Below are 25,782 nucleotides of genomic sequence, written 5' to 3' on the forward strand. Positions count from 1 at the left end.
AATGAGAAAGGGCCCCGCCGGTAAACCCGGCAGGGCCCTTTCCTAATATGTGTCCGGCGGTGTCCTACTCTCCCACACAGTCTCCCATGCAGTACCATCGGCGCTGAAGGGCTTAACTTCCGGGTTCGGGATGGGACCGGGTGTTTCCCCTTCGCCATAACCACCGAACGACCCACGCACACCCCCCAATCGCAGGGGGCGGCAAGCTCGTTCGAGCCGTACGGCTCACACTATTCAAAACTCAAACACACGGGGTTCCCGTTTGTTCTCCGGGAACCACACAGGGACGCGAACACCAACCGCAGCAGACCTGCCGATCAGGGTGTGTCAAGCCACTCGGCCTATTAGTACCGGTCAACTCCACCCGTTACCGAGCTTCCATCTCCGGCCTATCAACCCAGTCGTCTACTGGGAGCCTTACCCCACCAAAGGTGGGAGGGAGAACTCATCTCGAGGAAGGCTTCCCGCTTAGATGCTTTCAGCGGTTATCCCGACCGAACGTAGCCAACCAGCCGTGCCCCTGGCGGGACAACTGGCACACCAGAGGTCCGTCCGTCCCGGTCCTCTCGTACTAGGGACAGACCCTCTCAATTCTCCTACGCGCGCAGCGGATAGGGACCGAACTGTCTCGCGACGTTCTAAACCCAGCTCGCGTGCCGCTTTAATGGGCGAACAGCCCAACCCTTGGGACCTACTCCAGCCCCAGGATGCGACGAGCCGACATCGAGGTGCCAAACCATCCCGTCGATATGGACTCTTGGGGAAGATCAGCCTGTTATCCCCGGGGTACCTTTTAGCCGTTGAGCGACACCGCTTCCACACGCCGGTGCCGGATCACTAGGCCCTGCTTTCGCACCTGCTCGACCTGTCAGTCTCACAGTCAAGCTCCCTTGTGCCCTTGCACTCACCACCTGATTGCCAACCAGGCTGAGGGAACCTTTGGGCGCCTCCGTTACTCTTTGGGAGGCAACCGCCCCAGTTAAACTACCCACCAGGCACTGTCCCCCACCCGGATCCACGGGTGCGGGTTAGACGCTCAAAACGACCAGAGTGGTATTTCACCAACGACTCCACCGACACTGGCGTGCCGGCTTCACAGTCTCCCACCTATCCTACACAAGACGCTCCAAACGCCAATGCCAAGCTATAGTGAAGGTCCCGGGGTCTTTCCGTCCTGCTGCGCGAAACGAGCATCTTTACTCGTACTGCAATTTCACCGGGCCTGTGGTTGAGACAGCGGGGAAGTCGTTACGCCATTCGTGCAGGTCGGAACTTACCCGACAAGGAATTTCGCTACCTTAGGATGGTTATAGTTACCACCGCCGTTTACCGGCGCTTAGATTCTCAGCTTCGACCCGAAGGCCTAACCGGTCCTCTTAACGTTCCGGCACCGGGCAGGCGTCAGTCCGTATACAGCGTCTTACGACTTCGCACGGACCTGTGTTTTTAGTAAACAGTCGCTTCCCCCTGGCCTCTGCGACCACCCCCAGCTCCGGCAGCAAGTGCCATCACCGGACGTGGTCCCCCTTCTCCCAAAGTTACGGGGGCAATTTGCCGAGTTCCTTAACCACAGTTCACCCGATCGCCTTGGTATTCTCTACCTGACCACCTGAGTCGGTTTAGGGTACGGGCCGCCGGTACACTCACTAGAGGCTTTTCTCGGCAGCATGGGATCACTCACTTCACCTAAAACGGCTCGGCATCACATCTCACCCTCAACGGCATGCGGATTTACCTGCACACCGGGCTACATGCTTACCCCAGGACAACCATCGCCTGGGCTGAGCTACCCTCCTGCGTCACCCCATCGCTCACCTACTACCCCCTCGGGCCGACCGCTAGGCCCGGAAGAAACCCGAAGGCTCCAACCAGGATTCAGGGTCTTAGCATCAGAGGATTCAGCGTTGGCGCATACCAGCGGGTACGGGAATATCAACCCGTTGTCCATCGACTACGCCTGTCGGCCTCGCCTTAGGTCCCGACTTACCCTGGGCGGATTAGCCTGCCCCAGGAACCCTTGGTCATCCGGCGGGAGAGTTTCTCACTCTCCATTCGCTACTCATGCCTGCATTCTCACTCCCGCGCCCTCCACCACACGATCACTCGGCGGCTTCACCGGACGCAGGACGCTCCCCTACCCATCCCAGCCTCACGACTGAAATGCCACGGCTTCGGCGGTGTGCTTGAGCCCCGCTACATTGTCGGCGCGGAATCACTTGACCAGTGAGCTATTACGCACTCTTTCAAGGATGGCTGCTTCTAAGCCAACCTCCTGGTTGTCACGGCAACTCCACATCCTTTACCACTTAGCACACGCTTAGGGGCCTTAACCGATGATCTGGGCTGTTTCCCTCTCGACTACGAAGCTTATCCCCCGCAGTCTCACTGCCACGCTCTCACTTACCGGCATTCGGAGTTTGGCTGACGTCAGTAACCTTGTCGGGCCCATCGGCCATCCAGTAGCTCTACCTCCGGCAAGAAACACGCAACGCTGCACCTAAATGCATTTCGGGGAGAACCAGCTATCACGGAGTTTGATTGGCCTTTCACCCCTAACCACAGGTCATCCCCCAGGTTTTCAACCCTGGTGGGTTCGGGCCTCCACACCGTCTTACCGGCGCTTCACCCTGCCCATGGCTAGATCACTCCGCTTCGGGTCTACAGCATGCGACTCAAACGCCCTATTCAGACTCGCTTTCGCTACGGCTACCCGCCACCGGTTAACCTCGCCACACACCATAACTCGCAGGCTCATTCTTCAAAAGGCACGCCATCACGAACAGCCCCCGAAAGGGCTGAGGACGCTCTGACGGCTTGTAGGCACACGGTTTCAGGTACTCTTTCACGACCCCTCACCGGGGCACTTTTCACCTTTCCCTCACGGTACTGGTCCGCTATCGGTCATCAGGAAGTATTCAGCCTTACCACGTGGTCGTGGCAGATTCACACGGGATTTCACGGGCCCCGTGCTACTCGGGAACACACCCAGAAGCCACTCAGATTTCGTCTACCGGACTCTCACCGTCTACGGTCGGCCTTCCCATGCCATTCGACTACCCGAGCAGTTTGTAACTTCTTGTCAGCACGGCAGCACTGACCGGATGGTCCCACAACCCCGCACACGCAACGCCTGCCGGCTATCACACGCGCACGGTTTAGGCTCCTCCGCTTTCGCTCACCACTACTCACGGAATCACTATTGTTTTCTCTTCCTGCGGGTACTGAGATGTTTCACTTCCCCGCGTTCCCACCAACCGCCCTATACATTCAGACGGCGGCGACACCCCATGACGGGTGCCAGGTTTCCCCATTCGGAAATCCCCGGATCAAAGTCTGGTTGCCGACTCCCCGAGGCATATCGCAGGCTCCCACGTCCTTCATCGGCTCCTGATGCCAAGGCATCCACCGTATGCCCTTAAAAACTTGAACACACAAAACGATCAACAAATCGCAACAGAGAACAAGAACCCCCGAAAGGGCCCTCATTCAGAGATGCTCGCGTCCACTGTGCAGTTCTCAAAAAACAACCGGGACCACCAGCCCCCCAGCCACCAACCGGCGACCAGGGCAACCAGCCCCGCAATCCAGAAGAAACAACCCAGCCCCATCACACCCGAGTCGAAGACTCTCGTGATCAGGGGCTGAAGGGTCCGTTTCCTCAGGACCCAACAGCGTGTCCAGCTCCCCACCCGCCCGACGACCAACGTTCCCACTCCCAGTCAAAGACCGGGCGGTACTAGCCGGCTCGCACGAGCGGCGAGCTGAATAACCAGTGCTCCACATCTATGAGCAGCCACCCGGCAGACATTCGCTGCCGAAGACGGCCACCGACCCGCATCCCCACCGAAGTGAGCGACACAGGCCAGTTGATGCTCCTTAGAAAGGAGGTGATCCAGCCGCACCTTCCGGTACGGCTACCTTGTTACGACTTCGTCCCAATCGCCGGCCCCACCTTCGACCGCTCCCCCCAAAAAGGTTGGGCCACGGGCTTCGGGTGTTGCCGACTTTCGTGACGTGACGGGCGGTGTGTACAAGGCCCGGGAACGTATTCACCGCAGCGTTGCTGATCTGCGATTACTAGCGACTCCGACTTCACGAAGTCGAGTTGCAGACTTCGATCCGAACTGAGACCGGCTTTACGGGATTCGCTCCACCTCACGGTATCGCAGCCCTTTGTACCGGCCATTGTAGCATGTTTGCAGCCCAAGACATAAGGGGCATGATGACTTGACGTCATCCCCACCTTCCTCCGAGTTGACCCCGGCGGTCTCCCATGAGTCCCCACCCGAAGTGCTGGCAACATGGAACGAGGGTTGCGCTCGTTGCGGGACTTAACCCAACATCTCACGACACGAGCTGACGACAGCCATGCACCACCTGTCACCGGCCCAAAAGGACCCCGCATCTCTGCGAGTTTTCCGGCGATGTCAAGCCTTGGTAAGGTTCTTCGCGTTGCGTCGAATTAAGCAACATGCTCCGCCGCTTGTGCGGGCCCCCGTCAATTCCTTTGAGTTTTAGCCTTGCGGCCGTACTCCCCAGGCGGGGCGCTTAATGCGTTAGCTGCGGCGCGGAATCCGTGGAAGGACCCCACACCTAGCGCCCAACGTTTACGGCGTGGACTACCAGGGTATCTAATCCTGTTCGCTCCCCACGCTTTCGCTCCTCAGCGTCAGTACAGGCCCAGAGCACCGCCTTCGCCACCGGTGTTCCTCCCGATATCTGCGCATTTCACCGCTACACCGGGAATTCCATGCTCCCCTACCTGCCTCTAGTCTGCCCGTATCCACCGCAGACCCACAGTTAAGCCGTGGGCTTTCACGACGGACGCAACAAACCGCCTACGAGCTCTTTACGCCCAATAATTCCGGACAACGCTTGCGCCCTACGTATTACCGCGGCTGCTGGCACGTAGTTAGCCGGCGCTTCTTCTGCAGGTACCGTCACGTTAGCTTCGTCCCTGCTGAAAGAGGTTTACAACCCGAAGGCCGTCATCCCCCACGCGGCGTCGCTGCGTCAGGCTTCCGCCCATTGCGCAAGATTCCCCACTGCTGCCTCCCGTAGGAGTCTGGGCCGTGTCTCAGTCCCAGTGTGACCGGTCGCCCTCTCAGGCCGGTTACCCGTCGTCGCCTTGGTAGGCCATCACCCCACCAACAAGCTGATAGGCCGCGAGCCCATCCCCAACCGAAAAACTTTCCACCCTCACACCATGCGATGGAGGGTCATATCCGGTATTAGACCCGGTTTCCCAGGCTTATCCCAGAGTCAGGGGCAGGTTGCTCACGTGTTACTCACCCGTTCGCCGCTCGAGTACCCCCGAAGGGGCCTTTCCGCTCGACTTGCATGTGTTAAGCACGCCGCCAGCGTTCGTCCTGAGCCAGGATCAAACTCTCCATCAAGGTCCGAACGACGACTCCGAAAAGCCGCCAAACCTCAGGAAAAAATCCCAGCAAAACACCAACCCGTACACGGGCCGGTGCACTGCCTCAAAGAAATCCCCACCACGAACCCCTACAAGAAGGGACCGCGGCCACGGGGTGGTCCGACCTAAACGGCCGGACCTATAAAGGCACTGGCTTTTAACACGCTGTTGAGTTCTCAAGAAACGGACACCCACCGCGCTGGACCCGCTTTCGCGTTTCCCGCCCCGGGGCGACTCTTTCACTTTATCAGATCCGCTCGGTCTGTCAATTCCGGGCTTTTCCGATTTGCCTTTCCAGTCCCGCTTCCGCGGGCCCTTCCGGGCGTTGGTGCTATTTCATCAGATCCGGCTCGATTGTCAAATTCGGGCCTTTTCCGAAGCCACCGCACGAACGCGGGCATGGCAAAGCCATGTCGGCTTGATCGAGGATGGTTACCCCTTGGGCCGGCCGCCATGCACGATGGCGTCACGCATCTCCAAGGGACGAGGAGTAAAGCTATACGCTCGAGTCGCCCGCGTCAAATCAGCTGGTCACGAGCGGCGTGTCCGTCGCGAACGAGCCGGGCGGGACGCGTTCCGTCCGGCTGCCAAGCGGCACTCACCACCCACAAGAGTCCAACGGATGGGTGCCCTGCTCCGGTTCCACACGGCCCGCCGCCCCGGCCGTGCCGAGCTGCGCCCCGCTGTGGGCAGCGTCCTCGAGCGGGTGCCCGTGTCTTCGCGGAGGCGCTGTACGGGGCATCGTTCCAGCAGCGGCGGGGACGTGACGGCGTCGGGCCGAAGGTGATCGATGTGCCGAACGTCCTCCCCCGCTGGGGCGGATGCTCGCGCCAGCCGGCACCGGGCCCCAGCTGACACCTTGTTTCCCTTGGGTGCGTGTTCGCGACCCGCGTCCATCCCAATGCGGTTGGCCGGGCACGCTCCTCTCTGAAGCAGGCTGTCGCGTGGGAGGTGGAGCTGGCACATCGCTTCGATCTGCTCGTCCCAGACTCGCGACTCGTATGCCTGCCGGTGCAACTGGACCATCCCGGAGGAGGGTGGGGACGTTGCTTCCCATGAACGGCGGGCGCACCGGGCCGAGGGCGATCGGAGGCCACGTACCGCGCCCGGGAGTTCTGAGTGCCCAGTCCGGCAGGGCGGATGGGTCCTCAGCGATCGAAAGCAGGGTGGGGGGCACGTCGCCCATGGCACGAGGCGGCCGGGGTTTGGCTGCGCCGGACGCTCCTCCCCGGCGTGCTCTGCGGCATCGCGGGCATCTTGACCGGCATCCCCTGGATCCTCTGGCTGCATGCGCCCAAGTCTGGGGGCGGGGGTATCGCGCTCGGTGTCTCTGCAGCTTGTGGCGAGGCGGCAGGGGCTTCGGACTTGCGGGGGCGGGTGTGGTGAGCGGGTTGTATCGGGTTCTGGTGGTTGTGGCGGGCAGAGTTGGGAACGTTCCCAAACGGCGGTTGTCACTTCGATGTCGGCTTGATCCAGGTATGCCCGAAACAGGGTTCACATTGACCGTTTCGCACGTTCTGGAGGTCCGCCAGTGAGCTACTACCCGCCGCCCGGGCAAGGCGGCTACGCCTCGCCTCCGTCCAACCACCTGGTGTGGGCGATCCTGACGACGATCTTCTGTTGCCTGCCCGCCGGCGTGGTCTCGATCGTGTACGCGGCGCAGGTCAACTCCAAGTGGCAGGCCGGTGACCACCAGGGCGCGTACAACGCGTCCAAGAACGCCCGCGTCTGGGCGATCGTGTCCGCCGTCGTGGGTCTGGTCATCGGACTGATCTGGGGCGCGGTGGTGCTGGCGACCGGCGGGAACACCTACCGCTACTGACCGACGTGCGGATCCGCGGCCTGGCGGCGCCCGGCGGCGTGCTGGCGCTGGCCGCCGCCGTGGTCGCGACCGTCGCCCTGGTGGACCCGAACGAGCGGGGCAATTACCCGACGTGCCCGTTCCTGGCGCTGACCGGGTACCAGTGCCCGGGCTGCGGCGCGCTGCGCACGCTGCACGCCCTCGCGCACGGCCACGTCGGGGAGGCGCTCGCGCTCAACGTGTTCGTGGTGAGCATGCTGCCCGTGCTGGCCTTCTTCTGGGCGCGCTGGACGGTCGCGCGGGCGCGGGGCCGTCCGGCGCGCACCCGGGCGGGCGATCCCCGGCTGATCTGGGGGCTGTTCGCGGCGGTCATGGGCTTCTGGCTCATGCGGAATCTGCCGTGGGGGGCCTTCCTGGCGGCGTGAGCGCGGGAGGCTCGCCGGCGGCGGACGGCGGCGTGCGGGTGAGGACGTTGAAGAGCAGGTTGAGGATGATGGCGGTGAGGCCGCCCAGGGTGATGCCGCTGTCGAGGATGGCGGCCACGTCCCGGGGCATGTTGTCGCCGAAGGTCGGGATGGTGGCGGGCACCATCGCCATCGCGATGCTGACGGCGACGACGAGGGCGTTGCGCTCCTGGCGCAGGTCGGCCTTGCCGAGGGTCTGCATGCCGACGACCGCGACCATGCCGAACATCGCGATGGCGGCGCCGCCGAGCACGTCGCTGGGGATGGCGGCGACGTAGGCGGCGACCTTGGGGAACAGGCCGAGCACCATCATGATGATCCCGGCGGTGACCACGACGAAGCGGCTGCGGACGCCGGTGAGGCGCACCAGGCCGACGTTCTGCGCGAAGCAGGTGTAGGGGAAGGCGTTCAGCACGCCGCCGAGGAAGGTGGACAGCCCGTCGGCGCGCAGGGCCCGGGTGATGCCGTCGGGGGTGACCTCCTTGCCGACGATCTCGCCGGTGGCCTTGGAGTCGCCGACGGTCTCGACGACGGTGACCATCATCACCAGCAGCATCGCGATGATGGGGCCGATCTGGAAGGTCGGCGTCCCGTAGTGGAACGGGGTGGTCACCCCGAGCCAGTCGGCCGTCCCGACCGCGTCGAAGGTGGTGTCGCCGAGCAGCCAGGAGACGGCGGTGCCGCCGACGAGGCCGAGCAGGACGGCGATGCTGCTGAGGAACGGGCGCCGCAGCCGGTAGAGGACCAGGATGAACAGCAGCGTGCCGCCCGCGTAGGCCAGGTGCTTCCAGCTCCCGTGGTCCTTGGCGGCGGCGCCGCCCGCGGCGTCGTTGATCGCGTTCGGGAGCAGGGTCAGGCCGATGATGGTCAGGACGGTGCCGGTGACGACCGGCGGGAAGAGCCGCAGGATCCGGCCGAGGAACGGGGCGACCAGGATCATCACCAGGCCGGCGGTGATGGTGGCGCCGTAGATGGCCAGCAGCGCCGCGGTGCCGTTCGCCGCGCCCTGCCCGATCGCGATCATGGGGGCGACCGCGGTGAACGTGACGCCCTGCACGATCGGCAGCCGGATCCCGAACCGCCAGAAGCCCAGCGACTGGATGATGGTGGCGATCCCGCAGGTGAACAGGTCCGCGTTGATCAGGTAGACGAGCTGCTCGTCGGACAGCCCGAGCGCCCCGGCGACCAGGATGGGGACGACGACCGCGCCGGCGTAGAAGGCCAGGACGTGCTGGAACCCGTACAGTGCCAGCCTGGGGATGGGGAGCACCTCGTCGACGGGGTGCCTGGCGTCGGCCATCGCTGTCGAGCCCTCCGGTTTGGAACGTTGCATTTCTTGTGCGGCGGAAGTCTGCCGTGCCGCCCCCGCCGGATGTGCGGCGGGGTGCCCGCGGCCCGCGGGTCAGGAGCTGGGGTCGGTGAAGGCCGGGGGCCGCTTCTCGAAGTGGGCCCGGATGGCCTCGACCTGGTTGGGCGAGCCGCGCAGCGCGTCCAGGGCGCGCGACTCCTCCAGCAGTTGCCCGGGCAGGTCGTGGCCGTCGGTGGCCCGGTTGAGCAGGCGCTTGGCGGCGCGGATCGCGTCCGGGCTGCGGCCGGCGATCTCCCGGGCCAGGTCGAGCGCCGCGGCGCGCGGGTCCTCGGCGGTACGGGTCGCCAGGCCCAGCCGCACCGCCTCCTCGCCGGAGACCATCCGGCCGGTGAAGGTCAGCTCCTTGGCGACGTCGTCGCCGACCAGGCGCACCAGCGCGGCGGTGCCGGTCATGTCGGGGACCAGCCCCCAGCGGATCTCCAGCACCGACAGCCGCGCGTCGGGGGCGACGATCCGCAGGTCGGCGCCCAGGGCGATCTGCAGGCCGCCGCCCAGCGCGTGCCCGGCGACGGCGGCGATCACCGGCTGCGGCAGTTCCCGCCAGGTGTGGACGGCCTGCTGGCCGAGGTTGGTGATGCGGCCGGGCTCGCGGTCCACGATGGCGCGGGTGAGGCGGCGGGCGCGCTCGCTGCCGTCCGCCTGCCCCTCCCCCGAGAGGGCGGCGAAGTTGGCGAGGTCGAGGCCGGCGCAGAAGGAGCGGCCCTCCCCGGACAGGACGACCGCGCGTACCGCGGGGTCGGCGGCCAGCGCGTCGCCGGTGTCGGCGAGGGCCTCGAACATCGCCATGTCGAGCGCGTTCAGCTTGTCGGGGCGGTTCAGCCGGACGTCGGCGACGCCGTCGGCGTCCACGCTCACGGTGACACGCGTTCCGGTCATGGGGGCTCCTCGGCTCAGGTCACGGGGACGATCTTCGCGTTTACCAGACGGCCGTCCCGGATGTCGAGCAGGCCGAGAGTGCCGTGCGACTGGCGGCGCCGGTCGGTGGGCGACCCCGGGTTGAAGATCCGCAGGTCGCCGTCGGTCTCGTCCAGCGGGATGTGGGAGTGCCCGAACACGACCAGGCCGGCGTCGGGGAACCAGCGGCGCATCCGGGCGAGACGGCCCTTCTTCTGGCCGCTGTCGTGGACCATCGCCACGCGCAGCCCGTCGAGTTCGATCTCCAGGCGCTCCGGCGCGCCCCAGGCCGCCACGTCGGGCCCGTCGTTGTTGCCGAGCACGGCTTTGACGGGCGCGTACCGCGCGAGTTCGTCCAGCACCCCGGCGGTGCAGACGTCGCCCGCGTGCAGGATGAGGTCCGCGTGCCGCAGGTGGGCGGCGACCGCGGGCGGGCAGGCGCGCCAGCGGCGGGGCGCGTGGGTGTCGGCGAGCGCGACCACGTTCATCCTCCCCGTTCTACCTCGTGCGGCCGGGACGATCGGCATGCGGGTCGGGACGGTCGGGCCCGCCCGCGGCCGGGCGGCCGCCTCCGGACGGGACAGCGCTCCGTGAATGGATGATCTACAGCGGGTGATCTATCCACCGCGGCGCTTCGACTCGGGTGGGAAACAACTGTAAGCATCGTGTCACTTCACCTCTGTGACCTGCGGAGTTACGGTCGAATCCCTCGTCATCGTCCTGGCGCGGTCGCCGCCCCGGACCGGGTCCGAACGATCGGAACGGCGGGGGGATCTGGTGAGACGGCCGGGCCTCGTGGAGGAAGAACACTCCCTTGCACCGGCCCGGGGTCCGGCCGACTCGCCGCTTCGCACAGGGGGGTGGCCGATGAACGACCCCGCGCACCCGGGCGGACCGTCCGGAGGGCGGAGCACGGTGACCTTCGACCTGGACGTCCTGCTGGCGGTCCTGCCCGCGCCCGGCGGCGACGTCCCGCTGGTGTTCCTGGACGACCCCGCCCGCACGCCCGCGCCCGACGCCGATCCCGGCAGCGAGCCGGTCACCGCCCTGCTGGCGGCGTGCCTGCGGACCGGGCTCGGGCTGGTCACCGACGCCCGGGACCTGCTCGTGCCGTTCGCGCCCGGCTGGCGAGCGGGGATGGACGGGCACGGCACCTTCACGGTGCGCAGCCCGCGGGACGCGCCGTCCCAGCCGTTCTGCCGCGTGGAGGGGCTCGGGACGCCGCCCGGGTGGACGGCGGCGGCCTCCCGGCGCGGCCATCTCGTCCTGTTCGCGGGCTGCATCGACATCGCCGACCACGCGACGGCGGCCGACCGGCGGCTGACGGCGGCCGTGGCCGGCGGGATGCTCGCCACCGGGGCGATCAGCTACCGGCCGGGGTGACGGCCGGCCGGCGGCCCCGCGGAGAACACGCGGGGCCACCGCCGGTCGCGGCGTGAGGCCCGGCTCTCTCACGCGTCGGCCGGCAGCGGATCGGGCGGGCGGACTGCCCCCACTACCCCAACGCACCCGTCCGCCCGGTCCGTGCTTCTCCATCAGTGGGATTCATGGGGCTGGGGAGGCGCGAGCGGCAGCTCGCACCACAGGATCCTGCCGCCGGGCACGAGCCTGGTGCCCCGGCGCACGGCGGGGAGCCCGGTCGTCCACGAGCCCCGGCCGTTCCCGGCGAGCGCGCGGGAGGCGTCCGTGCACGATCGGTCGGGGTCGGGACCGGCCGCGCCGGAACGGTCGGCGACCTCGCAGACCAGGCTGGTGCCGCGCAGCAGCCGGACCCCGAACGGGCCGGGCCCGTGCCGCGCGGCGTCGTCCACGAGCTCCCCGACCGCGGGCACGACGGCCGGGGCCAGGCCGTCCAGTCCCCAGGCGGCCAGCGCGTCGCGGACGAAGCGGCGGGCCCGCCGCGCCGCCCCCGCCTCGGCGGGCAGCGTCGTGGCGGCGATCCGGTCGGGCGGCAGCGCCCGGACGCGGGCCAGCAGCAGCGCGATGTCGTCGCGATCGGCGCGGTCGTCGCCGGGCCGCAGCGCCTCCACCGCCAGGTCGCAGATCTCCTCCAGCCCGCGCGGCGCCCCCGCCAGGGTCTCCCGCAGCGCCTCGATCCCGGCGTCGATGTCGCGGTCGCGGCTCTCCACCAGCCCGTCGGTCACCAGCACCAGCGTGCACCCGTCCGCCAGCCGCACCGTCCGGGACTCGAACGCCTCGCCGCCGATGCCCAGCGGCAGGCCCGGCGGGATGTCGAGGATCTCGGTGCGCCCGTCCGGGTGCAGGACGACCGGCGGGACGTGCCCGGCCCGCGCCACCGCGCAGGTCTGCTCCACCGGGTCGTAGACGGCGTAGACGCAGGTGGCGTTGGGCGCGCCGCCCATGTCCTCGATCATCTCGTCGAGGCGGTGCAGCACGTCCTCGGGCCTCGGGTCCAGGCCGGCGAGGGCGCGGACCGCGGTGCGCAGCTGGCCCATCGTCGCGGCGGCGCCGGTGCCGTGGCCCATGACGTCCCCGACGACCAGCGCGACCCGGCCGCCGGGGAGCGGGATGGCGTCGTACCAGTCGCCCCCGACGCAGGTGAGGTCGCCGGCCGGCAGGTAGCGGTGCGCGATCTCCAGGCCCAGCGGCTCGCGCAGCCCGGTGGGCAGCATGCTGCTCTGCAGCGTGAGCGCGGTGCGGCGCTCGCGGTCGTAGAGGCGGGCGTTGTCGAGGCAGACGGCGGCGCGGGCGGCCAGGTCCTCGGCGAGCGCGATGTCGTGGGAGTCGAAGGCGGGGCGGGCCTGGCCGCGCAGCAGCACGAGGCAGCCGAGCACGGTGCCGCGCGCACGCAGCGGGACGGCCAGGCCGCCGCTGAACGCGATCGTCCGGTCGAACTCCATGCAGTCGGCGTACGGCGCCCCGGGCTGGCAGGTCACCAGCTCGTGGGAGGCCAGCGCGGCGGGCCATCCGGGCGACGCGGGATCGACGGCGCCGGAGGCGATCCTGCGGGTGACGGCGCCGCCGCCGGCGCGCTCGGGGAAGTCGTCACCGGCGATGAACCGTTCGAGGACGAGCACGCACGCGGCGTCGGCCAGGCCGGGAAGGACGAGCCCGACCAGCTCGGCGCCGGTCCGCCGTACGTCGAGCGTGCTGCCGAGGCGGGCTCCGGCCTCGCTCAGCAGGGCCAGCCTGGACCGCGGCGTACGGCTCGGGACGTCGTCCGGGCCGGGCCCGGTCGCCGCCGGCGGGTGCGGCGGGCGGGCGGGCGCGACGATGACGGCCACCAGGCCGTCGTCCATCGGGTCGCACGAGAGCTCCACGGCGCGCGCGGGGGCGCCGGCGGTGTCGCGCAGGACGGCCCGCACGCCGGCCTGGGGCCGTCCGGCGCTCGCCTCCGCCAGCGCGGCCGCGATCGTCGCGCGCCCGTCGTCGTCGTGGGCGAGGTCGGCGACGCGGCGGCCCGCGACCTCCTCGGCCGGCACCCCGAGCAGTTCGGCGGCGGCGCTGCTCCAGTGGACGATGCGGCCGTCGGGCCCCACGGCGAGCGCCGCCGGGGCCGCCGGACGGCCGGGCGCGCCCGGCGAACGGAACGGATCGGAACCGGCGGGCGCGCGGGAGCCGGTGGACGGTCCCTCCGCCGGGAGCCGTGGCTGCACGTCACGTGGTCCTCTCGGGAAGACGACCCCCGCCTCGAACTGGGCTCCCCCGGTACAGCACGATCATCTCGCCTCGCGTCAGAAACCGCCAGCATCTTCACAAGACCTGTGGAAAATTACCACACGCCGTCCTGACCGTCACTCTGGTCACGAACGCCACGTTCATCCCGCGCCGGCCCCGTCCTCCGGGCTCCCCGCACCCGGGGCGCCGGCTCCTGCCGGGGACCTCTCATCAACCCACCATCGAATACCAATTCACAGTTAGAGAAAAACTTCACAAGGAACGGCAAGGATTCGCCCGCGCCCTTCGTGAGAAAAGATTCCCGGAAGGTAGATCTTTTCAGATCCCGCGGCGCCGCCTGTTACGGTCAAGGACATGAGCAATGCGACCGGAAAGCTCCGCGAGTCGTGGGAGGCGGCCCGTGACGATCTGCGCCACAAGATCGCCGAGATCCCGATGCGACCGGCCGATCGCCGCGCGCTGATCCGTTCGCTGGACGCCTACCACGCCACCCTCACCGCGTGGCTTCTCGGCCGCGAGCGCGCTCTGCGCAACGGTTCCGACCTGCGAGACCGCCAGGTCAACGGGGGACGTTGAACGACCGCGGAGCGCGCGGGGACCGGCGCCCGGACGCCGCGTCCCGGGCGCCGGTCCGCCGTGCGGGCCGGTCCCGCCGCCGTCCTGTGACGGGAGGCGCGGCGCACGCGCCCGGGCTCCGCCGCGCCCCGTCCCCGGTGCCGCCGGCCGTCCCGGCGCCGCGCCGGCCGTGAGCTTATATATCGAACGGTGATCAGCGCCTGCCGTACCGGTGACCATCTGTAACGGGACCCCGGCCATTCCGGGCGAGTGACTTCGGAGAACGCTCCTTACAGGTGCCCGCGCTTATCAAAGTTTAAAATTCATTTCCGCCGCCGGTTCCGCTCAACCGCCCCGCGGTGTTCCACTTCGTTCCGGCCTGTGCCTTCTCGTCTCCGCGCGGCCCTTACCGAGACCCGTCCCGAGCCCGCCGCGAGCCCTTCCCGAGCCCGTCGCGGCGGCCCTCCCGGGCAGGTCGCGGGGGGCGCGGCGGGCCCTTCGCCGCGCGACACGCCGCATGGCAGAACTCTGCCCGAACTTGACCTTTTCTTTCAGGTTTCACTCAGGTTAGGGGTTTAAGGTCCAAGTCACGTGGCCCACCAAGGGCGACGGAGCGAGCGACCGGCGATGGGGCCGACGGCGGCCCGGGAGGGAGCGCCCTGCGATGAACGTCGGTGCCGCGCGCATCCCCGAGATCAAGAATCCCGCGGTGGTGAGGTTCCCCGCGGAGGTCGACCTCAGCAATGGGGACCTCATCCTGGAGGAGGCCCTGCGGCTGCTGCGCGAGGGAGTCCCGGGACTGGTCATGGACCTGGGCGGGTGCACCTTCTGCGACTCCAGCGGCCCCAACGCGATCTTCCGGGCGAAGGTGCGGGCGGACGCGGCGGGCGTCCCGCTGGCGGTGGTCGTCCCCGAGACCGGCGTGGTGCGCAGGATCTGCGACATCGCCGGGGTCACCCGCCGCATCCCGGTCGCCCCCGACCTGGAGTCGGCCCTGGCCGAGATCGCCGTGGCGGCGCGGCGGCCCGCCCCCGCCAAGCAGGCGTCGGCGGTGAACTCCGCTCCCGGCAGGCCGGCGCCCGCCGGGCACCACCGTCCGGACGGCGGCCGCCGGGCCTCGTAGGCCCGCGAACGGCCCCGCCTCCGGCCCCGTTGACGCGATCGTCCGGGCACTCCACGGTGGTAGCCGGAACCGAACCGTCCAGACGGACGGACCGCTTTCTGGAGGTGAGCGTCATGGCGACCGTCGTCATCGGTCAGGACGGGCCCGTCACCCTGGTCGGCATCGACCGCCCGGAGCGCCGCAACGCCGTCGACCGGGCGACGGCCGAGGCCCTCGCCGAGGCGTTCCGCGCCTTCGACGCCGACCCGGACGCCGCCGTCGCCGTGCTGTACGGGGCGGGCGGCACGTTCTGCGCGGGCGCCGACCTGCACGCGCTCACCGCCGGGAACGGCAACCGCGCCGCGCCCGACGGCGACGGCCCGATGGGGCCGACCCGGATGGCCCTGTCCAAGCCGGTGATCGCCGCGGTCGGCGGGCACGCCGTGGCGGGCGGGCTGGAGCTGGCGCTCTGGGCGGACCTGCGCGTCGCCGACGAGACCGCCGTGTTCGGGGTCTACTGCCGCCGCTGGGGCGTGCCGCTCATCGACGGCGGCACCGTGCGGCTGCCCCGCCTCATCGGGCAGAGTCGGGCGATGGACATGATCCTCACCGGGCGGCCGGTGGACGCCGCCGAGGCGTACGCGATCGGGCTGGCCAACCGGCTGGTGCCGGCGGGCGGGGCGCTGGAGGCGGCCCGCGGGCTCGCCGCCGAGATCGCCGCGTTCCCGCAGGCGTGCCTGCGCAACGACCGCGCGTCCGTCCTGGAGCAGCACGGGCTGGACGAGGCCGCGGCGCTGGCCGCCGAGTTCCGGCACGGGCAGGCGTCGCTGGCCGCGGGCGCCCTGGACGGCGCGGCCCGGTTCGCCGCCGGGGCCGGGCGGCACGGCTCCTTCGACGGCTCCTTCGACCATGGCGGCGGCGAGCGGCCGGATTAGGGTGACCGGTGCTCACCGCGTTCCGGCGTCACGCCTTCATGCTCAGGCAGAGCGGCGCATGCCTCCGTCGACGGTGAAGGTGCCGCCGGTGATGTAGCCCGCCGCGTCCGACGCCAGAAAGGCGACGAGGGCGGCGACCTCCTCGGGGGTCCCGAACCGGCCGGCGGGGATCATGCGGCCCGCGAACTCCGCGATCGACTCCGGGGTGGTGAAGTGCGCGCGGAGCTGCTCGCTGTCGACGCGGCCCGGTGCCACGCAGTTGACGGTGACGCCGCCGGCCGCGACCTCCCGGGACAGCCCCTTGGACCACACCGTGCACGCCGCGACGGCCGCCTGCGCCGCCGACACCCCGGACGGCTCCAGGATGCCGACGAGGTTGACGATCCGGCCTCGTCCGCCCGCCCGGAGCAGGGGCAGGAACTCCTCGGCCAGCCGCCGCTTGCCGTGGAAGTTCAGCTCGAACTGCGCCCGCCACGTCTCCTCGGTCGGGGCCTGTCCCGGCCGGTCCGCCCCGCCCGCGTTGTTGACCAGGACGTCCAGCCGTCCCGGTCCGCGCTCGACCTCGGCCCGCAGGGAGGCCGCGGCGTCCGGCCGGGCGAGGTCCGCCGGGAGGACGAGCGGACGGTGCCCGCCCGCCTCCGTGATCTCCTCCGCCAGGTCGCGCAGCGCGGCGGCCCGCCGGGCGACCAGCACCAGGCGGGCGCCCTCCGCGGCGAGGGCGAGCGCGGTCGCCCGCCCGATCCCCGCGCTCGCGCCGGTGACGAGCGCGCACCGGCCGTCCAGTCCCAGGTCCATGCGTCCCGCGCTCCGTTCTCAGACGCCGACGATCTCGGCGTAGCGGCGCATCCGGCGCTCGTAGTCCTCGTCGGCGATGCGGGGCGACACCACGACCTCGTCGACGCCGATCTCGGCGCAGCGCTCGATGTAGGCCCGGTCGTCCTCCCAGTCCTTCTCGGTGGTGCCCTTGCTGCGCCGCCCCACCTTGATCGACACCTCGTCGAGGCTGCGGCCCGCCCGCTCCAGCTCGGTGGCCAGCTCGTCCACGAACCGCTGGATGTCGTCGTGGGTGCGGCTGTATCCGGCCCAGCCGTCCCCGTAGGCCACGATGCGGCGCAGCGCGGCGCGGCTGTTGCCGCCGACGATGATCGGGAGGCGGGCCTGCCGGGGCTTGGGGAAGCAGTAGAGCGGCTCGAAGTCGACGAACTCGCCGTGGTACTCCACGACCTCGTCCGGCGACCACAGGGTCCGCATGGCGGCGAGGTACTCGTTCATCCGCTCGCCGCGGCGCTCGAACGGGGTGTCGAGCGCACGGTACTCCTGCTCGGACCAGCCCACGCCGGCGCCGAGCTGGAACCGGCCGCCGCTGAGCTGGTCGATGCTCGCGATCTGCTTGGCCGTCACCACCGGGTTGCGCTGCGGCACGACCAGCACGTACGTGCCGATGCGGATCCGGGTGGTGGCGGTGGCGACGGCCGCGGCGGTGACGAGCGGGTCCAGGACGCCCCGGACGGCGTGCACCTCGTCCCGGCCACCCCGCTCGTAGGGGTACTCGGACGAGTAGGCCGGAAAGAACACCACGTGCTCGGGCATCCAGACCGAGTTGTAGCCGAGCCCCTCGATGAGCTGGGCCGCGTCGACGGACCAGGAGCCGTCCCGGTGCCCGATCCCGCTGAAGATCTCGCTGATCCCGAGTTTCACGACGTGGTCCCTTCGTCGGTGCCGCCCGCCTCGCCGAAACGCTCCACGAGCACATGCTTCATGATCTTCATGGAGGCGTTGCGCGGGAGCTCGTCCACGAAGAAGACGTTGACCGGCTTCTTGTAGCCGGCGAGCCGCTCCCGGGCGAAGCCCTTGACCTCCTCCTCGGTCGGCCCGGCGCCCGGCACCGGCTGGACGGCGGCCGACACCGCCTCGCCCCACCGCTCGTCCGGGAGGCCGAACACCGCCGCGTCGGCGACGCCGTCCATCATCACCAGGACCCGTTCCACCTCGGCCGGGTACACGTTCGCGCCGCCGCTGACGATCAGCTCCTTGGAGCGCCCGGTCAGGTACAGGTAGCCAGCCTCGTCGCTGTAGCCGAGGTCGCCGGTGTGGTACTCGCCGTCGCGGAACACCTCGGCCGTCTTCTCCGGGTTCCCGTGGTAGCCGGAGAACATGGTGTCGGCGGCGATGACCAGCTCGCCGACCTCGCCGGGCGGCAGCGTCCGGCCCTCGCCGTCGACGACCCGCACCGACGCCGTGGGCAGCGGGCGCCCCACCGACTCGAAGATCGCCTCGGCGCGGCCGCGGCCGGTGTAGTCGGTGCGGTTGGTGATGGTGATCGGCCCGACCACCTCGGTCATCCCCCAGGTCTCCACCAGCCGGTCGCCGAAGACGCCGACCGACTCCTCGGCCAGCTCGGGCGGCAGCGGGCCGCCGGAGTGCAGCACCGACTGGAGGGTCTCCAGGATCTCGGGGTGGGCGCGGAGCGCCTGGAGCAGGCCGGGCAGCAGCGGGGTGAGGCCCAGCGTGAACGTGGACCCGTTGTCGACCATCGTCCGGGCCCACTCCTCGGGGGTGGCGCCGGGGATGAACGCGACCGTCCCGCCCGTGTAGAAGTGCGGGAAGATCACCCCCCACAGCCCGGAGACAAAGGACCAGCCGCCGGGGAAGGCCGCGTGCCCCTGGAGCGGGAACCGGTAGGCGTACGGGACCAGCTTGACGCAGTTGACCACGGCCCGGTGCGAGACCAGGACGCCCTTGGGGAAGCCGGTCGTCCCGCTGGTGTAGCCGATCAGCGCGGTGTCCTCCGGCCCCGCCTCGACAGGGAACGGCGCGGCGTCGTGCCCGGCGGTGGCGTCCGCGAGGGACTCGGCGCCCCGCGGCGGCTCGCCGTCCACGGTGAACCAGGCGAGCAGGCCGCCGGTCGTCTCCAGCCGCGCCGCCGCCTCGCTCGCGCCGCCGGTGTGGACGAGCGCGACGGCGCCGGAGTCGCGCATCACGTAGTCGATCTCGGGCGGGGTCAGCCGGTCGTTGACGTGGACGGCGGTGTAGCCGCCCAGCGCCAGCCCGACGTAGACGCTGAGCGATTCCACGCGCGGCCCCAGCAGCGCGGCCACGTGGGCGCCCGGCTCCACGCCCCGCGCCCGCAGCGCGTGCGCGAGCCGCCAGCCCCGGGCCACGACCTCGTCGTGGGTCTGCCGCTCGCCGTGCGCCGTGACGGCGACGTTCCCGGCGAAGCGCCGACCCGCCTTGGCGAACAGCTCGCCGAGTGTCTCGCTCATGCGTACTCCTTGAGGTCGAACAGCCGTACGGCGTTGTGGGCCAGGAAGAGGTCGAGCTCCTCCCGCGCGAACACGGGCCGGTCGCCCCGGTACGGCTCGGCGAGCCCCCGGGCGAGTTCGACCCACCGCACCAGTTCCGTTCCGTCCGGGTCGGAACGCGGCCCCCGGATGATGTCGGAGCCGAAGACGATGCGGTGGGCTCCCACCTGCCGCCGCATCCGCCCGACCCGGTCCCGGAACTCGGCGTAGTCCTCGAACGCCACCCGCTGCCAGAGTGACAGTTCAAGGTAGCCGCGCTGCCAGCCGCTCGCGCAGTCCAGGGCCTCGGCCCACCAGGCGTCCAGGCCCGCGTGGGCGAAGACCACCGTGAGGGTGGGGTGGACGGCCATGAGGGCGCCCACTTCGGCCGGGCGGCACCGGATGACCTGGAGCGGGTCGCCGCCGAGCGGGCTGGTGTGGATCACGGCCGGGAGGTTCCGCTCGACCAGCTCCTCGAACAGCCAGGAGTGGGCCGGGTCGCGCAGGTCCCAGCCGGCCGCCGGGTACAGCTTGAGCCCGCGGCAGCCGGGCTGCGCGACGATGCGCTCGAACAGCTCGCGCGCGTCGGGGTGGCGGGGGTCGAGGCCGCCGCAGTAGAACAGCCGTCCCGCGCTGGCGGCCGACAGCTCCTCGTAGCGGGCGTTCAGGTCCGCGACGGGCAGGTGCTCGCCGGCGGGACGGCCGACGATCGTCCAGTCCACGACGGGGACGACGCCCGCCGCGACGCCCGCGCGGTCGAACGCCGCGTACGTCAGGCGCGCGTCCGGGTCGCTCTCCCCCACCGCGACCCGTCCGACGATCTCCTCCGGGTCGCGTTCGGGGTGCCGCCGCCCGGCGGCCTGCCGCGCCCAGGCGCGGCGCAGCCCCTCGGGGAGCCAGCCGGCGTCCCACACGTGCATGTGCCCGTCGATGACGAGCTCCGCGGGCGCCGTCACGACCGCCCCAGGATGTGGACGGCGGACGCGGCGGTCAGCCAGTCGACCACGCCGCCGCCGATCTGCACCAGGGCGGTGTCGGCGCGCTCCAGCTGCAGCGGCCCGGCCTCGCCCCGGATCTGGGCGACGGAGTCGTGGATCTGCGCGAGGCCGCTGGCGCCGACGGCGTGGCCGCGGCCGACCAGGCCGCCCGAGCTGTTCACCGGCATCGCGCCGCCGCCCTCGGTGACGCCCTCCATGGCCCAGCGCTGCTCGTCGCCGGGCTCGCACAGGCCGGTGTCGGTCCAGGCCATGAACTCGTAGGCCACCGAGGCGTCGTGGACTTCGGCGAAGTCCATGTCGGCGGGGCCGAGGCCCGCGTGCTCGTAGGCGGCGCGCGCCGACGCCTCCACGGCGTTCGGCGCGTCCGGGAGGTCCTTCGGCGGGCGGGTCGCCATCCGGGACCCCAGGATGCGGACCGACCGCGCGGCCGACACCGCCTCCGGGCGGCTGGTGACGACCGCCGCCGCCGCGCCGTCGCTGACCGGCGAGCTCATCAGGACGGTCAGCGGGTCGACCACGACCCGGGCCTTGAGGACGTCCTCGGGGGTCGCCCCGAACCGGCGGTGCGCGCGGGGGTTCAGCGCGGCGGCCTGCAGCGACCGGGACGCGACCCTGGCCAGCGCCTCGGCGGTGACGCCGCGCTCCTCGAACAGCGCGGCGGCGAGCCGGGCCTGCCGGTCGACGAAGGGGCTGCGGTCCTGGCCGGCGCCGTCGCCGACGGCGAAACTCTCCTCGACGTCCGCCCCGGCCGCGTAGGCGCTGAACATCCGCTGCCGGTCCTCGTGGTTGGCCTTCTCCACGCCGAGGGCCAGCACCGTCTCGTACATCCCGGAGGCGACGGCCATCCACGCGAGGTGGAGGGCGTTGCCGGCCGACGCGCACGCGTTCTCGACGTTGTGGATCGGGATGCCGGCCAGGCCGAGGCCGTACCCGACGACCTCGCCGCGGATGCACTCCTGCCCGGTGATCAGCCCGGCGAGCGCGTTGGAGAAGAACATCGCCTGGACGTCGGGCACCTCGATCCCGGCGTCGGCGAGCGCGGCCTCGACGGCGGTGCGCCCGAGGTCCTTCATGGACGTGTCGAGGAACCTGCCGAAGCTGCTCATCCCCACGCCGCTGATGACGACCGTGCCGTTCATGACGTCCCTTCCCCTCGTTGCGGAACCGGGTCCGGAGCCGGGGCCGGGGCGGGCGGGCTCGGCCAGGCCGCGCTCACACCGCCGTCGACCACCAGGCTGTGCCCGGTGACGTAGCTCGCGTCGTCCCCGGCCAGGAAGGCGACGGCCGCCGCCACCTCCTCCGGCCGGCCCTCCCGGCGCATCGGGACGATCGCGCCCCGCGCGTCGCCGCCGCCGGATCCGAACTCGCGCCGCACCAGGGCCGAGTCGATGTTGCCGAGCACCACGGCGTTGGAGCGGATGCCGCGGGCGGCGTACCGGACCGCGACGTGCCGCATGACGGCGAGCTGCGCGGCCTTGGTCGCCTCGTAGGACAGCGACCGGCGGCTGCTGCGCACGCCGGCCGTCGACCCGACGAACACGAAGCTGCCCGAACCGCGCTGGAGCATCGGCTCCAGCGCCGCCTGGGCGGTGACCCAGTGCCCCCGGACGTTGACCGCGTCCGCGAACTCCCAGTCGTCCAGCGACTGCGCCCGCAGCGGCTCCCGCCCGGAGACGCCGACGTTGCACACGACCACGTCGAGCCGCCCGCGCAGCCCGCGGGCGCGCTCGACGGCCGCCCGGCAGGACTCGGGGTCGGCCGCGTCGACCTCCACCGCCAGGCCCTCGCCGTCCAGGTGCTCGACCGTGAGGCGGGCCCGGTCGAGCACCTTGTCGCCCACGACCACGCAGGCGCCCTCGGCCGCCAGCCGCAGCGCGATGGCGCGGCCGTTGCCCATCGCGAGGGGCTCGCCGGGACGCGCCGGGCCGTCGCTGCCGCCGCCCAGCACGTACGCGACGCGCCCTTCGAGTCGTCTCACCGTTGTCCTCCGGTCAGTAGCTGCGCGGCAGGCCGAGCACCTGCTGGGCGATGAAGTTCAGCGACATCTCCTGGCTCACCGGGGCGAGGCGCATGATGCGCGACTCCCGCCAGTACCGCTCGACGTGGTACTCCTGCGCGTAGCCGACGCCGCCGTGGGTCTGGACGGCGCGGTCGGCGGCCTGGTAGCCCGCGTCCGCCGCCAGGTACTTGGCGGTGTTGGCCTCCGCGCCGCAGGGCTCGCCGGCGTCGTACCTGCGCGCGGCGATCAGCGTCATCTCCCAGGCGGCCTGCAGGCGGGCGTAGGCGTCGGCGAGCGGGTGGCTGAGCGCCTGGTTCGCGCCGATCGGGCGGTCGAAGACGTGCCGCACCTTCGCGTACCCGGTGGCCCGGTTCAGGGCCGCGATGCCGATGCCGACCGCCTCGGCGGCGATCAGGATCCGCTCGGGGTTGAGCCCGGACAGGATGTGCCGGAACCCCCTGCCCTCCTCGCCGACCAGCCGCCAGCCCTCGACCGGGAGGTCGTCGTAGAACGTCTCGCACGTCGCGACCGCGTTGCGCCCCGCCTTGGGGATGGGCCGGATGTCGACGTGCTCGGGGTCGAGATCGATCAGGAACAGGCTCAGGCCGTCGAACCGCCGCGCCTCCTCGGCGGGCGCGGGGGCGGTGCGGGCGAGCATCAGCGCGACGCTCGACTCCTTCGCCTTGCTGGTCCAGATCTTCTGCCCGGAGATCCGCCAGCCGTCGCCGTCGCGGACCGCCCGGGTCTTGATCCGGGAGGTGTCGGTGCCCGCGTCGGGCTCGGTGACGGCGAACGCCACGTGCAGGTCCCCCACCGCGGCGCGCGGGAGGAACGCCTGTTTGAGCCGGTCGTTGCCGTACTTGATGACCGGCTGGAGGCCGAACACGTTCATGTGCAGGGCCGTGCAGCCGTTCATCGCCGCGCCCGAGGCCGCCACCTCGCGCAGCAGGATCGCGGCCTCGGTGACGCCGCGCCCGCCGCCGCCGTACTCCTCGGGGATCGCGACCCCGACCCAGCCGTCGGCCGCCAGCTCGGAGAAGAACTCCCAGGGGAAGCGGTGGTCGCGGTCGCACTCCAGCCAGTAGTCGTCGTCGAACCGGCGGATCCGGTCGCGGACGGCACGGGCGATCAGCTCGTGGTCCGGATCCCGCAGCTCGAACACGCTCATTCCACGCCGGCCCGTGCCTGGAAGTCGAGCATCGCGGCGGACACCTCGGGCGTCTCGTACGGCGCCATGTGGGAGACGCCGTCGAGCACCGTGCTCTCGGCGTGCGGCAGGTGCTCCACCCAGAGCTTCTCCAGCTCCGGCGGGACGACCCCGTCGAGGCCGCCCCACAGCAGCTGGACCGGGACGCCCGCGAGCCGGTAGAGGCGGGCGGCGATCCCGGTGTCGGGGATCGGGAACAGGTAGTTGCTGGCCTCGCCGAGCACCTGCACGCGCCGGATCGTCGCCAGCCCGACCTCGTGGGCGTCGGCGGGCGGCGGGAAGTGCGCGGCGTGCACCTCGCCCCGGGGGTCGGCGTAGACGGAGGGCACCAGGTCGCGGGGCAGCAGGCCGAAGACGTCCGCGCCGGGGTTCTCCTCGTCGAACATCCCGAACGGCGCGACCAGCGTCGCCGCCCGCACCCGCTGGGGCTGGCCCGCGGCCATCTCGGCGGCGACGGTGCCGCCGATGCCGTGGCCGAACAGGCTGACCCGGCCGACGCCGAGGGCGTCCAGCGCCCACCACAGCGCGAGGCTCATCTCCGCGAGCGAGCCGAACGGGCGGTCGCAGGTCGACACCCCCCAGCCGGGCAGGTGGACCTGCAGCACCCGGCGGGACGCCAGGACGGCCTCCGACAGCGGCAGCGGGTCGTAGGCGCCGAACTCGCTGTGCAGGAAGACCAGCACGGGCGCGCTCGGGTCGCCCTCCTCCTGGACGACGATCCGCCCGTCACCGTGCGGGCCGGCGAGCGTGTGGTTCTCGGTCATCGGGTGAACTCCTGGACGGGCGCGACGGACGCGGGCGTGAAGCCCTCGATGGGCTGGGGCCACCACTTGTGCTCGTAGTCGGCGAACACGTGGCTCAGGCGCGGCTTGACCTTCGTCGCGAACAGCTCGATGTTGTGCATAGCCTTCTCGCGCGGCATGTCGCCGATGTGCATGAGGGCGATCCAGTTGCCGATGCGCTGGGTGGTCGAGAGGTGCTCGAGCTTCTCCCGCACCGTGTCGGGGCTGCCGGCGATGACGATGCCGAGCCGGACGAAGTCGTCCCACTCGTACTCCCGGGCCGCGCGGAAGCTGTCGGGACGGCTCGCGCTCTTGGCCCCGGGCGGCGGCAGCACCTCCTTGAGCGAGCGCACCGACTTGTACCCGGGGGCCTCGGCGAACCCCGGGTAGGTGTGGGTGCAGCGCCGGTAGAAGTACTTGACGTGGTCGGCGTAGAGGCGCTCGGCCTCCTCGTCGGTGTCGGCGACCAGCACCGGCTGGAACATGCCGACCCGGTAGGGGTTGTCGTCGACGCCGGCGGCCTCGGCCCGCTCCCAGAACCGCCGCAGCATGGCGGAGGAGAACTCGGTGCCGAAGTAGGAGAGGAAGAAGAAGGGGAACTCGCGCCGGATGGCGAAGTCCATGGTCTCCAGCGAGCCGGAGCCGGGCACCCAGATCGGCGGGTGCGGCTTCTGGAGGGGCTTGGGCCACGGGTTGACGTAGCGGAGCTTGGTGAAGCGCCCGTTGTGCGCGAACACCTCCTGCGACTGCCACGCCTTGAGGATCAGCTCGAAGCCCTCGTAGTAGCGGCTGCGGACCGTTCCAGGCGGGATGCCGTAGGCGTAGTTGGTGTCCTGGCTGGACCCGAGGGGGAAGCCGGTGATGAGCCGGCCGCCGCTGATGACGTCGAGCATCGCCAGTTCCTCGGCGATGCGGATCGGCGGGTTGTACAGCGGGACGGCGTCGCCCATCACCAGGAGCTTGGCGTCCATGCCGGCGGTGCGCCGGGCGAGGGTCGCCGCCATCATGTTCGGGCTGCACATCAGGCCGTAGGCGTTGCTGTGGTGCTCGTTGACGCCGACGGCGTCGAAGCCCATGCGCGCCGCGTACTCCAGCTCGTCCAGGTAGTCGTTGTACAGGTGGTGGATGCGCTGGACGTCCATCAGCCCCGGGTCGATGTCGACCCAGACGCTCCGGTGCTTCTCCGTGAAGTCCTCGGGAAGCCCGTCGTAGGGCATCAGGTGGAAATAGGTGAACTTCATCGACCAGTCCTCGATCGTGGCGGGCGGGGTCGTAGCCCGAGATTAAAGCAAATGCTTGATTTATTCAAGCGGGCGCTCTACAACTGGGCACTGACC

The 25,782-nt window shown here is 70.2% G+C and carries 19 protein-coding genes and 3 rRNA genes; 6 read left to right on the forward strand and 16 right to left on the reverse strand.

The window, feature by feature from the left end; genetic code table 11:
- Positions 1-51: 51 nt before the first annotated feature.
- From rrf to ACZ466_RS00015, 3 genes are all read right to left on the reverse strand, one after another.
- Positions 52-168, reverse strand: a 5S ribosomal RNA gene (gene rrf, locus ACZ466_RS00005).
- A gap of 155 nt (positions 169-323) precedes the next feature.
- Positions 324-3,429: ribosomal RNA gene (locus ACZ466_RS00010) — 23S ribosomal RNA — on the reverse strand.
- Between the two features lie 451 nt (positions 3,430-3,880).
- Positions 3,881-5,396, reverse strand: a 16S ribosomal RNA gene (locus tag ACZ466_RS00015).
- The 16S, 23S and 5S rRNA genes sit together here, the layout of an rRNA operon.
- 1,554 nt (positions 5,397-6,950) lie before the next feature.
- On the opposite strand from ACZ466_RS00015, the gene ACZ466_RS00020 reads away from it, so the two are divergent.
- Positions 6,951-7,241, forward strand: a complete 291-nt coding sequence (locus ACZ466_RS00020) for a CD225/dispanin family protein (protein ID WP_378286871.1) — start codon at positions 6,951-6,953, stop codon at positions 7,239-7,241.
- Positions 7,242-7,246: 5 nt separating this feature from the next.
- Complete coding sequence (locus tag ACZ466_RS00025) at positions 7,247-7,645, forward strand: DUF2752 domain-containing protein (RefSeq protein ID WP_378286870.1); 399 nt, start codon at positions 7,247-7,249, stop codon at positions 7,643-7,645.
- On the opposite strand, the gene ACZ466_RS00030 is transcribed toward ACZ466_RS00025, so the two are convergent.
- The 3 genes from ACZ466_RS00030 to ACZ466_RS00040 form a co-directional block, all read right to left on the reverse strand.
- On the reverse strand, positions 7,605-8,984 hold the full coding sequence (locus ACZ466_RS00030) for a nucleobase:cation symporter-2 family protein (protein WP_378286869.1): 1,380 nt from the start codon (positions 8,982-8,984) through the stop codon (positions 7,605-7,607). The genes ACZ466_RS00025 and ACZ466_RS00030 overlap by 41 nt on opposite strands.
- Before the next feature lie 102 nt (positions 8,985-9,086).
- Complete coding sequence (locus ACZ466_RS00035; protein WP_378286868.1) at positions 9,087-9,929, reverse strand: crotonase/enoyl-CoA hydratase family protein; 843 nt, start codon at positions 9,927-9,929, stop codon at positions 9,087-9,089.
- Positions 9,930-9,943: 14 nt separating this feature from the next.
- Positions 9,944-10,435: a metallophosphoesterase family protein gene (locus ACZ466_RS00040; RefSeq protein ID WP_378286867.1), complete on the reverse strand. Its 492-nt coding sequence runs from the start codon at positions 10,433-10,435 to the stop codon at positions 9,944-9,946.
- A gap of 379 nt (positions 10,436-10,814) precedes the next feature.
- On the opposite strand from ACZ466_RS00040, the gene ACZ466_RS00045 reads away from it, so the two are divergent.
- On the forward strand, positions 10,815-11,330 hold the full coding sequence (locus ACZ466_RS00045; protein ID WP_378286866.1) for a hypothetical protein: 516 nt from the start codon (positions 10,815-10,817) through the stop codon (positions 11,328-11,330).
- Between the two features lie 152 nt (positions 11,331-11,482).
- Here ACZ466_RS00045 and ACZ466_RS00050 read toward each other — a convergent pair whose 3' ends face one another.
- The gene (locus tag ACZ466_RS00050; RefSeq protein ID WP_378286865.1) at positions 11,483-13,564 is read right to left on the reverse strand and encodes a SpoIIE family protein phosphatase; all 2,082 of its coding nucleotides are present in this window, start codon (positions 13,562-13,564) and stop codon (positions 11,483-11,485) included.
- Positions 13,565-13,940: 376 nt separating this feature from the next.
- Here ACZ466_RS00050 and ACZ466_RS00055 point away from each other — a divergent pair, with 376 nt between their 5' ends.
- The 3 genes from ACZ466_RS00055 (at position 13,941) to ACZ466_RS00065 (ending at position 16,178) form a co-directional block, all read left to right on the forward strand.
- Positions 13,941-14,162 (forward strand): hypothetical protein, encoded by a 222-nt coding sequence (locus ACZ466_RS00055; protein WP_378286863.1) that lies wholly within the window; start codon positions 13,941-13,943, stop codon positions 14,160-14,162.
- A gap of 643 nt (positions 14,163-14,805) precedes the next feature.
- Positions 14,806-15,264 carry an STAS domain-containing protein gene (locus tag ACZ466_RS00060; RefSeq protein ID WP_378286861.1) on the forward strand — a complete coding sequence of 153 codons (459 nt, stop codon included), beginning with the start codon at positions 14,806-14,808 and terminating at the stop codon, positions 15,262-15,264.
- A 113-nt stretch (positions 15,265-15,377) separates the two neighbouring features.
- Positions 15,378-16,178 carry a crotonase/enoyl-CoA hydratase family protein gene (locus ACZ466_RS00065; protein WP_378286859.1) on the forward strand — a complete coding sequence of 267 codons (801 nt, stop codon included), beginning with the start codon at positions 15,378-15,380 and terminating at the stop codon, positions 16,176-16,178.
- 42 nt (positions 16,179-16,220) lie between these two features.
- Here the strand turns inward: ACZ466_RS00065 and ACZ466_RS00070 are convergent, their stop codons facing one another.
- Genes ACZ466_RS00070 through ACZ466_RS00110 form a run of 9 tightly spaced genes read right to left on the reverse strand, consistent with a single transcriptional unit; the run spans position 16,221 to position 25,686 of the window.
- Positions 16,221-16,973 (reverse strand): SDR family NAD(P)-dependent oxidoreductase, encoded by a 753-nt coding sequence (locus tag ACZ466_RS00070; protein WP_378286858.1) that lies wholly within the window; start codon positions 16,971-16,973, stop codon positions 16,221-16,223.
- Positions 16,974-16,991: 18 nt separating this feature from the next.
- Positions 16,992-17,876, reverse strand: a complete 885-nt coding sequence (locus ACZ466_RS00075; RefSeq protein WP_378286857.1) for an LLM class F420-dependent oxidoreductase — start codon at positions 17,874-17,876, stop codon at positions 16,992-16,994.
- Complete coding sequence (locus ACZ466_RS00080; protein ID WP_378286855.1) at positions 17,873-19,441, reverse strand: class I adenylate-forming enzyme family protein; 1,569 nt, start codon at positions 19,439-19,441, stop codon at positions 17,873-17,875. The genes ACZ466_RS00075 and ACZ466_RS00080 overlap by 4 nt, the downstream gene beginning before the upstream one ends.
- The gene (locus tag ACZ466_RS00085) at positions 19,438-20,415 is read right to left on the reverse strand and encodes an amidohydrolase family protein (protein ID WP_378286853.1); all 978 of its coding nucleotides are present in this window, start codon (positions 20,413-20,415) and stop codon (positions 19,438-19,440) included. Before ACZ466_RS00085 ends, ACZ466_RS00080 begins: the two co-directional genes overlap by 4 nt.
- Positions 20,412-21,596, reverse strand: coding sequence for a thiolase family protein (locus ACZ466_RS00090; RefSeq protein ID WP_378286852.1), 1,185 nt, complete (start codon positions 21,594-21,596; stop codon positions 20,412-20,414). The genes ACZ466_RS00085 and ACZ466_RS00090 overlap by 4 nt, the downstream gene beginning before the upstream one ends.
- Complete coding sequence (locus tag ACZ466_RS00095) at positions 21,593-22,435, reverse strand: SDR family NAD(P)-dependent oxidoreductase (RefSeq protein ID WP_378286851.1); 843 nt, start codon at positions 22,433-22,435, stop codon at positions 21,593-21,595. The genes ACZ466_RS00090 and ACZ466_RS00095 overlap by 4 nt, the downstream gene beginning before the upstream one ends.
- 13 nt (positions 22,436-22,448) lie before the next feature.
- Positions 22,449-23,618 carry an acyl-CoA dehydrogenase family protein gene (locus ACZ466_RS00100; protein ID WP_378286850.1) on the reverse strand — a complete coding sequence of 390 codons (1,170 nt, stop codon included), beginning with the start codon at positions 23,616-23,618 and terminating at the stop codon, positions 22,449-22,451.
- 2 nt (positions 23,619-23,620) lie between these two features.
- Positions 23,621-24,427, reverse strand: a complete 807-nt coding sequence (locus tag ACZ466_RS00105; protein ID WP_378286849.1) for an alpha/beta fold hydrolase — start codon at positions 24,425-24,427, stop codon at positions 23,621-23,623.
- Positions 24,424-25,686: an LLM class flavin-dependent oxidoreductase gene (locus tag ACZ466_RS00110; RefSeq protein WP_378286848.1), complete on the reverse strand. Its 1,263-nt coding sequence runs from the start codon at positions 25,684-25,686 to the stop codon at positions 24,424-24,426. Before ACZ466_RS00110 ends, ACZ466_RS00105 begins: the two co-directional genes overlap by 4 nt.
- Positions 25,687-25,782: the final 96 nt, after the last annotated feature.

The sequence above is a fragment of the Actinomadura rugatobispora genome (assembly GCF_055379765.1).

Coding starts and splice junctions, on each gene's coding strand:
- ACZ466_RS00105 (WP_378286849.1), bottom strand. CDS start 24,427: ATGACCGAGAACCACACGCTCGCCGGCCCGCACGGTGACGGGCGGATC.
- ACZ466_RS00040 (WP_378286867.1), bottom strand. CDS start 10,435: ATGAACGTGGTCGCGCTCGCCGACACCCACGCGCCCCGCCGCTGGCGC.
- ACZ466_RS00110 (WP_378286848.1), bottom strand. CDS start 25,686: ATGAAGTTCACCTATTTCCACCTGATGCCCTACGACGGGCTTCCCGAG.
- ACZ466_RS00055 (WP_378286863.1), top strand. CDS start 13,941: ATGAGCAATGCGACCGGAAAGCTCCGCGAGTCGTGGGAGGCGGCCCGT.
- ACZ466_RS00080 (WP_378286855.1), bottom strand. CDS start 19,441: ATGAGCGAGACACTCGGCGAGCTGTTCGCCAAGGCGGGTCGGCGCTTC.
- ACZ466_RS00065 (WP_378286859.1), top strand. CDS start 15,378: ATGGCGACCGTCGTCATCGGTCAGGACGGGCCCGTCACCCTGGTCGGC.
- ACZ466_RS00030 (WP_378286869.1), bottom strand. CDS start 8,984: ATGGCCGACGCCAGGCACCCCGTCGACGAGGTGCTCCCCATCCCCAGG.
- ACZ466_RS00060 (WP_378286861.1), top strand. CDS start 14,806: ATGAACGTCGGTGCCGCGCGCATCCCCGAGATCAAGAATCCCGCGGTG.
- ACZ466_RS00045 (WP_378286866.1), top strand. CDS start 10,815: ATGAACGACCCCGCGCACCCGGGCGGACCGTCCGGAGGGCGGAGCACG.
- ACZ466_RS00035 (WP_378286868.1), bottom strand. CDS start 9,929: ATGACCGGAACGCGTGTCACCGTGAGCGTGGACGCCGACGGCGTCGCC.
- ACZ466_RS00090 (WP_378286852.1), bottom strand. CDS start 21,596: ATGAACGGCACGGTCGTCATCAGCGGCGTGGGGATGAGCAGCTTCGGC.
- ACZ466_RS00070 (WP_378286858.1), bottom strand. CDS start 16,973: ATGGACCTGGGACTGGACGGCCGGTGCGCGCTCGTCACCGGCGCGAGC.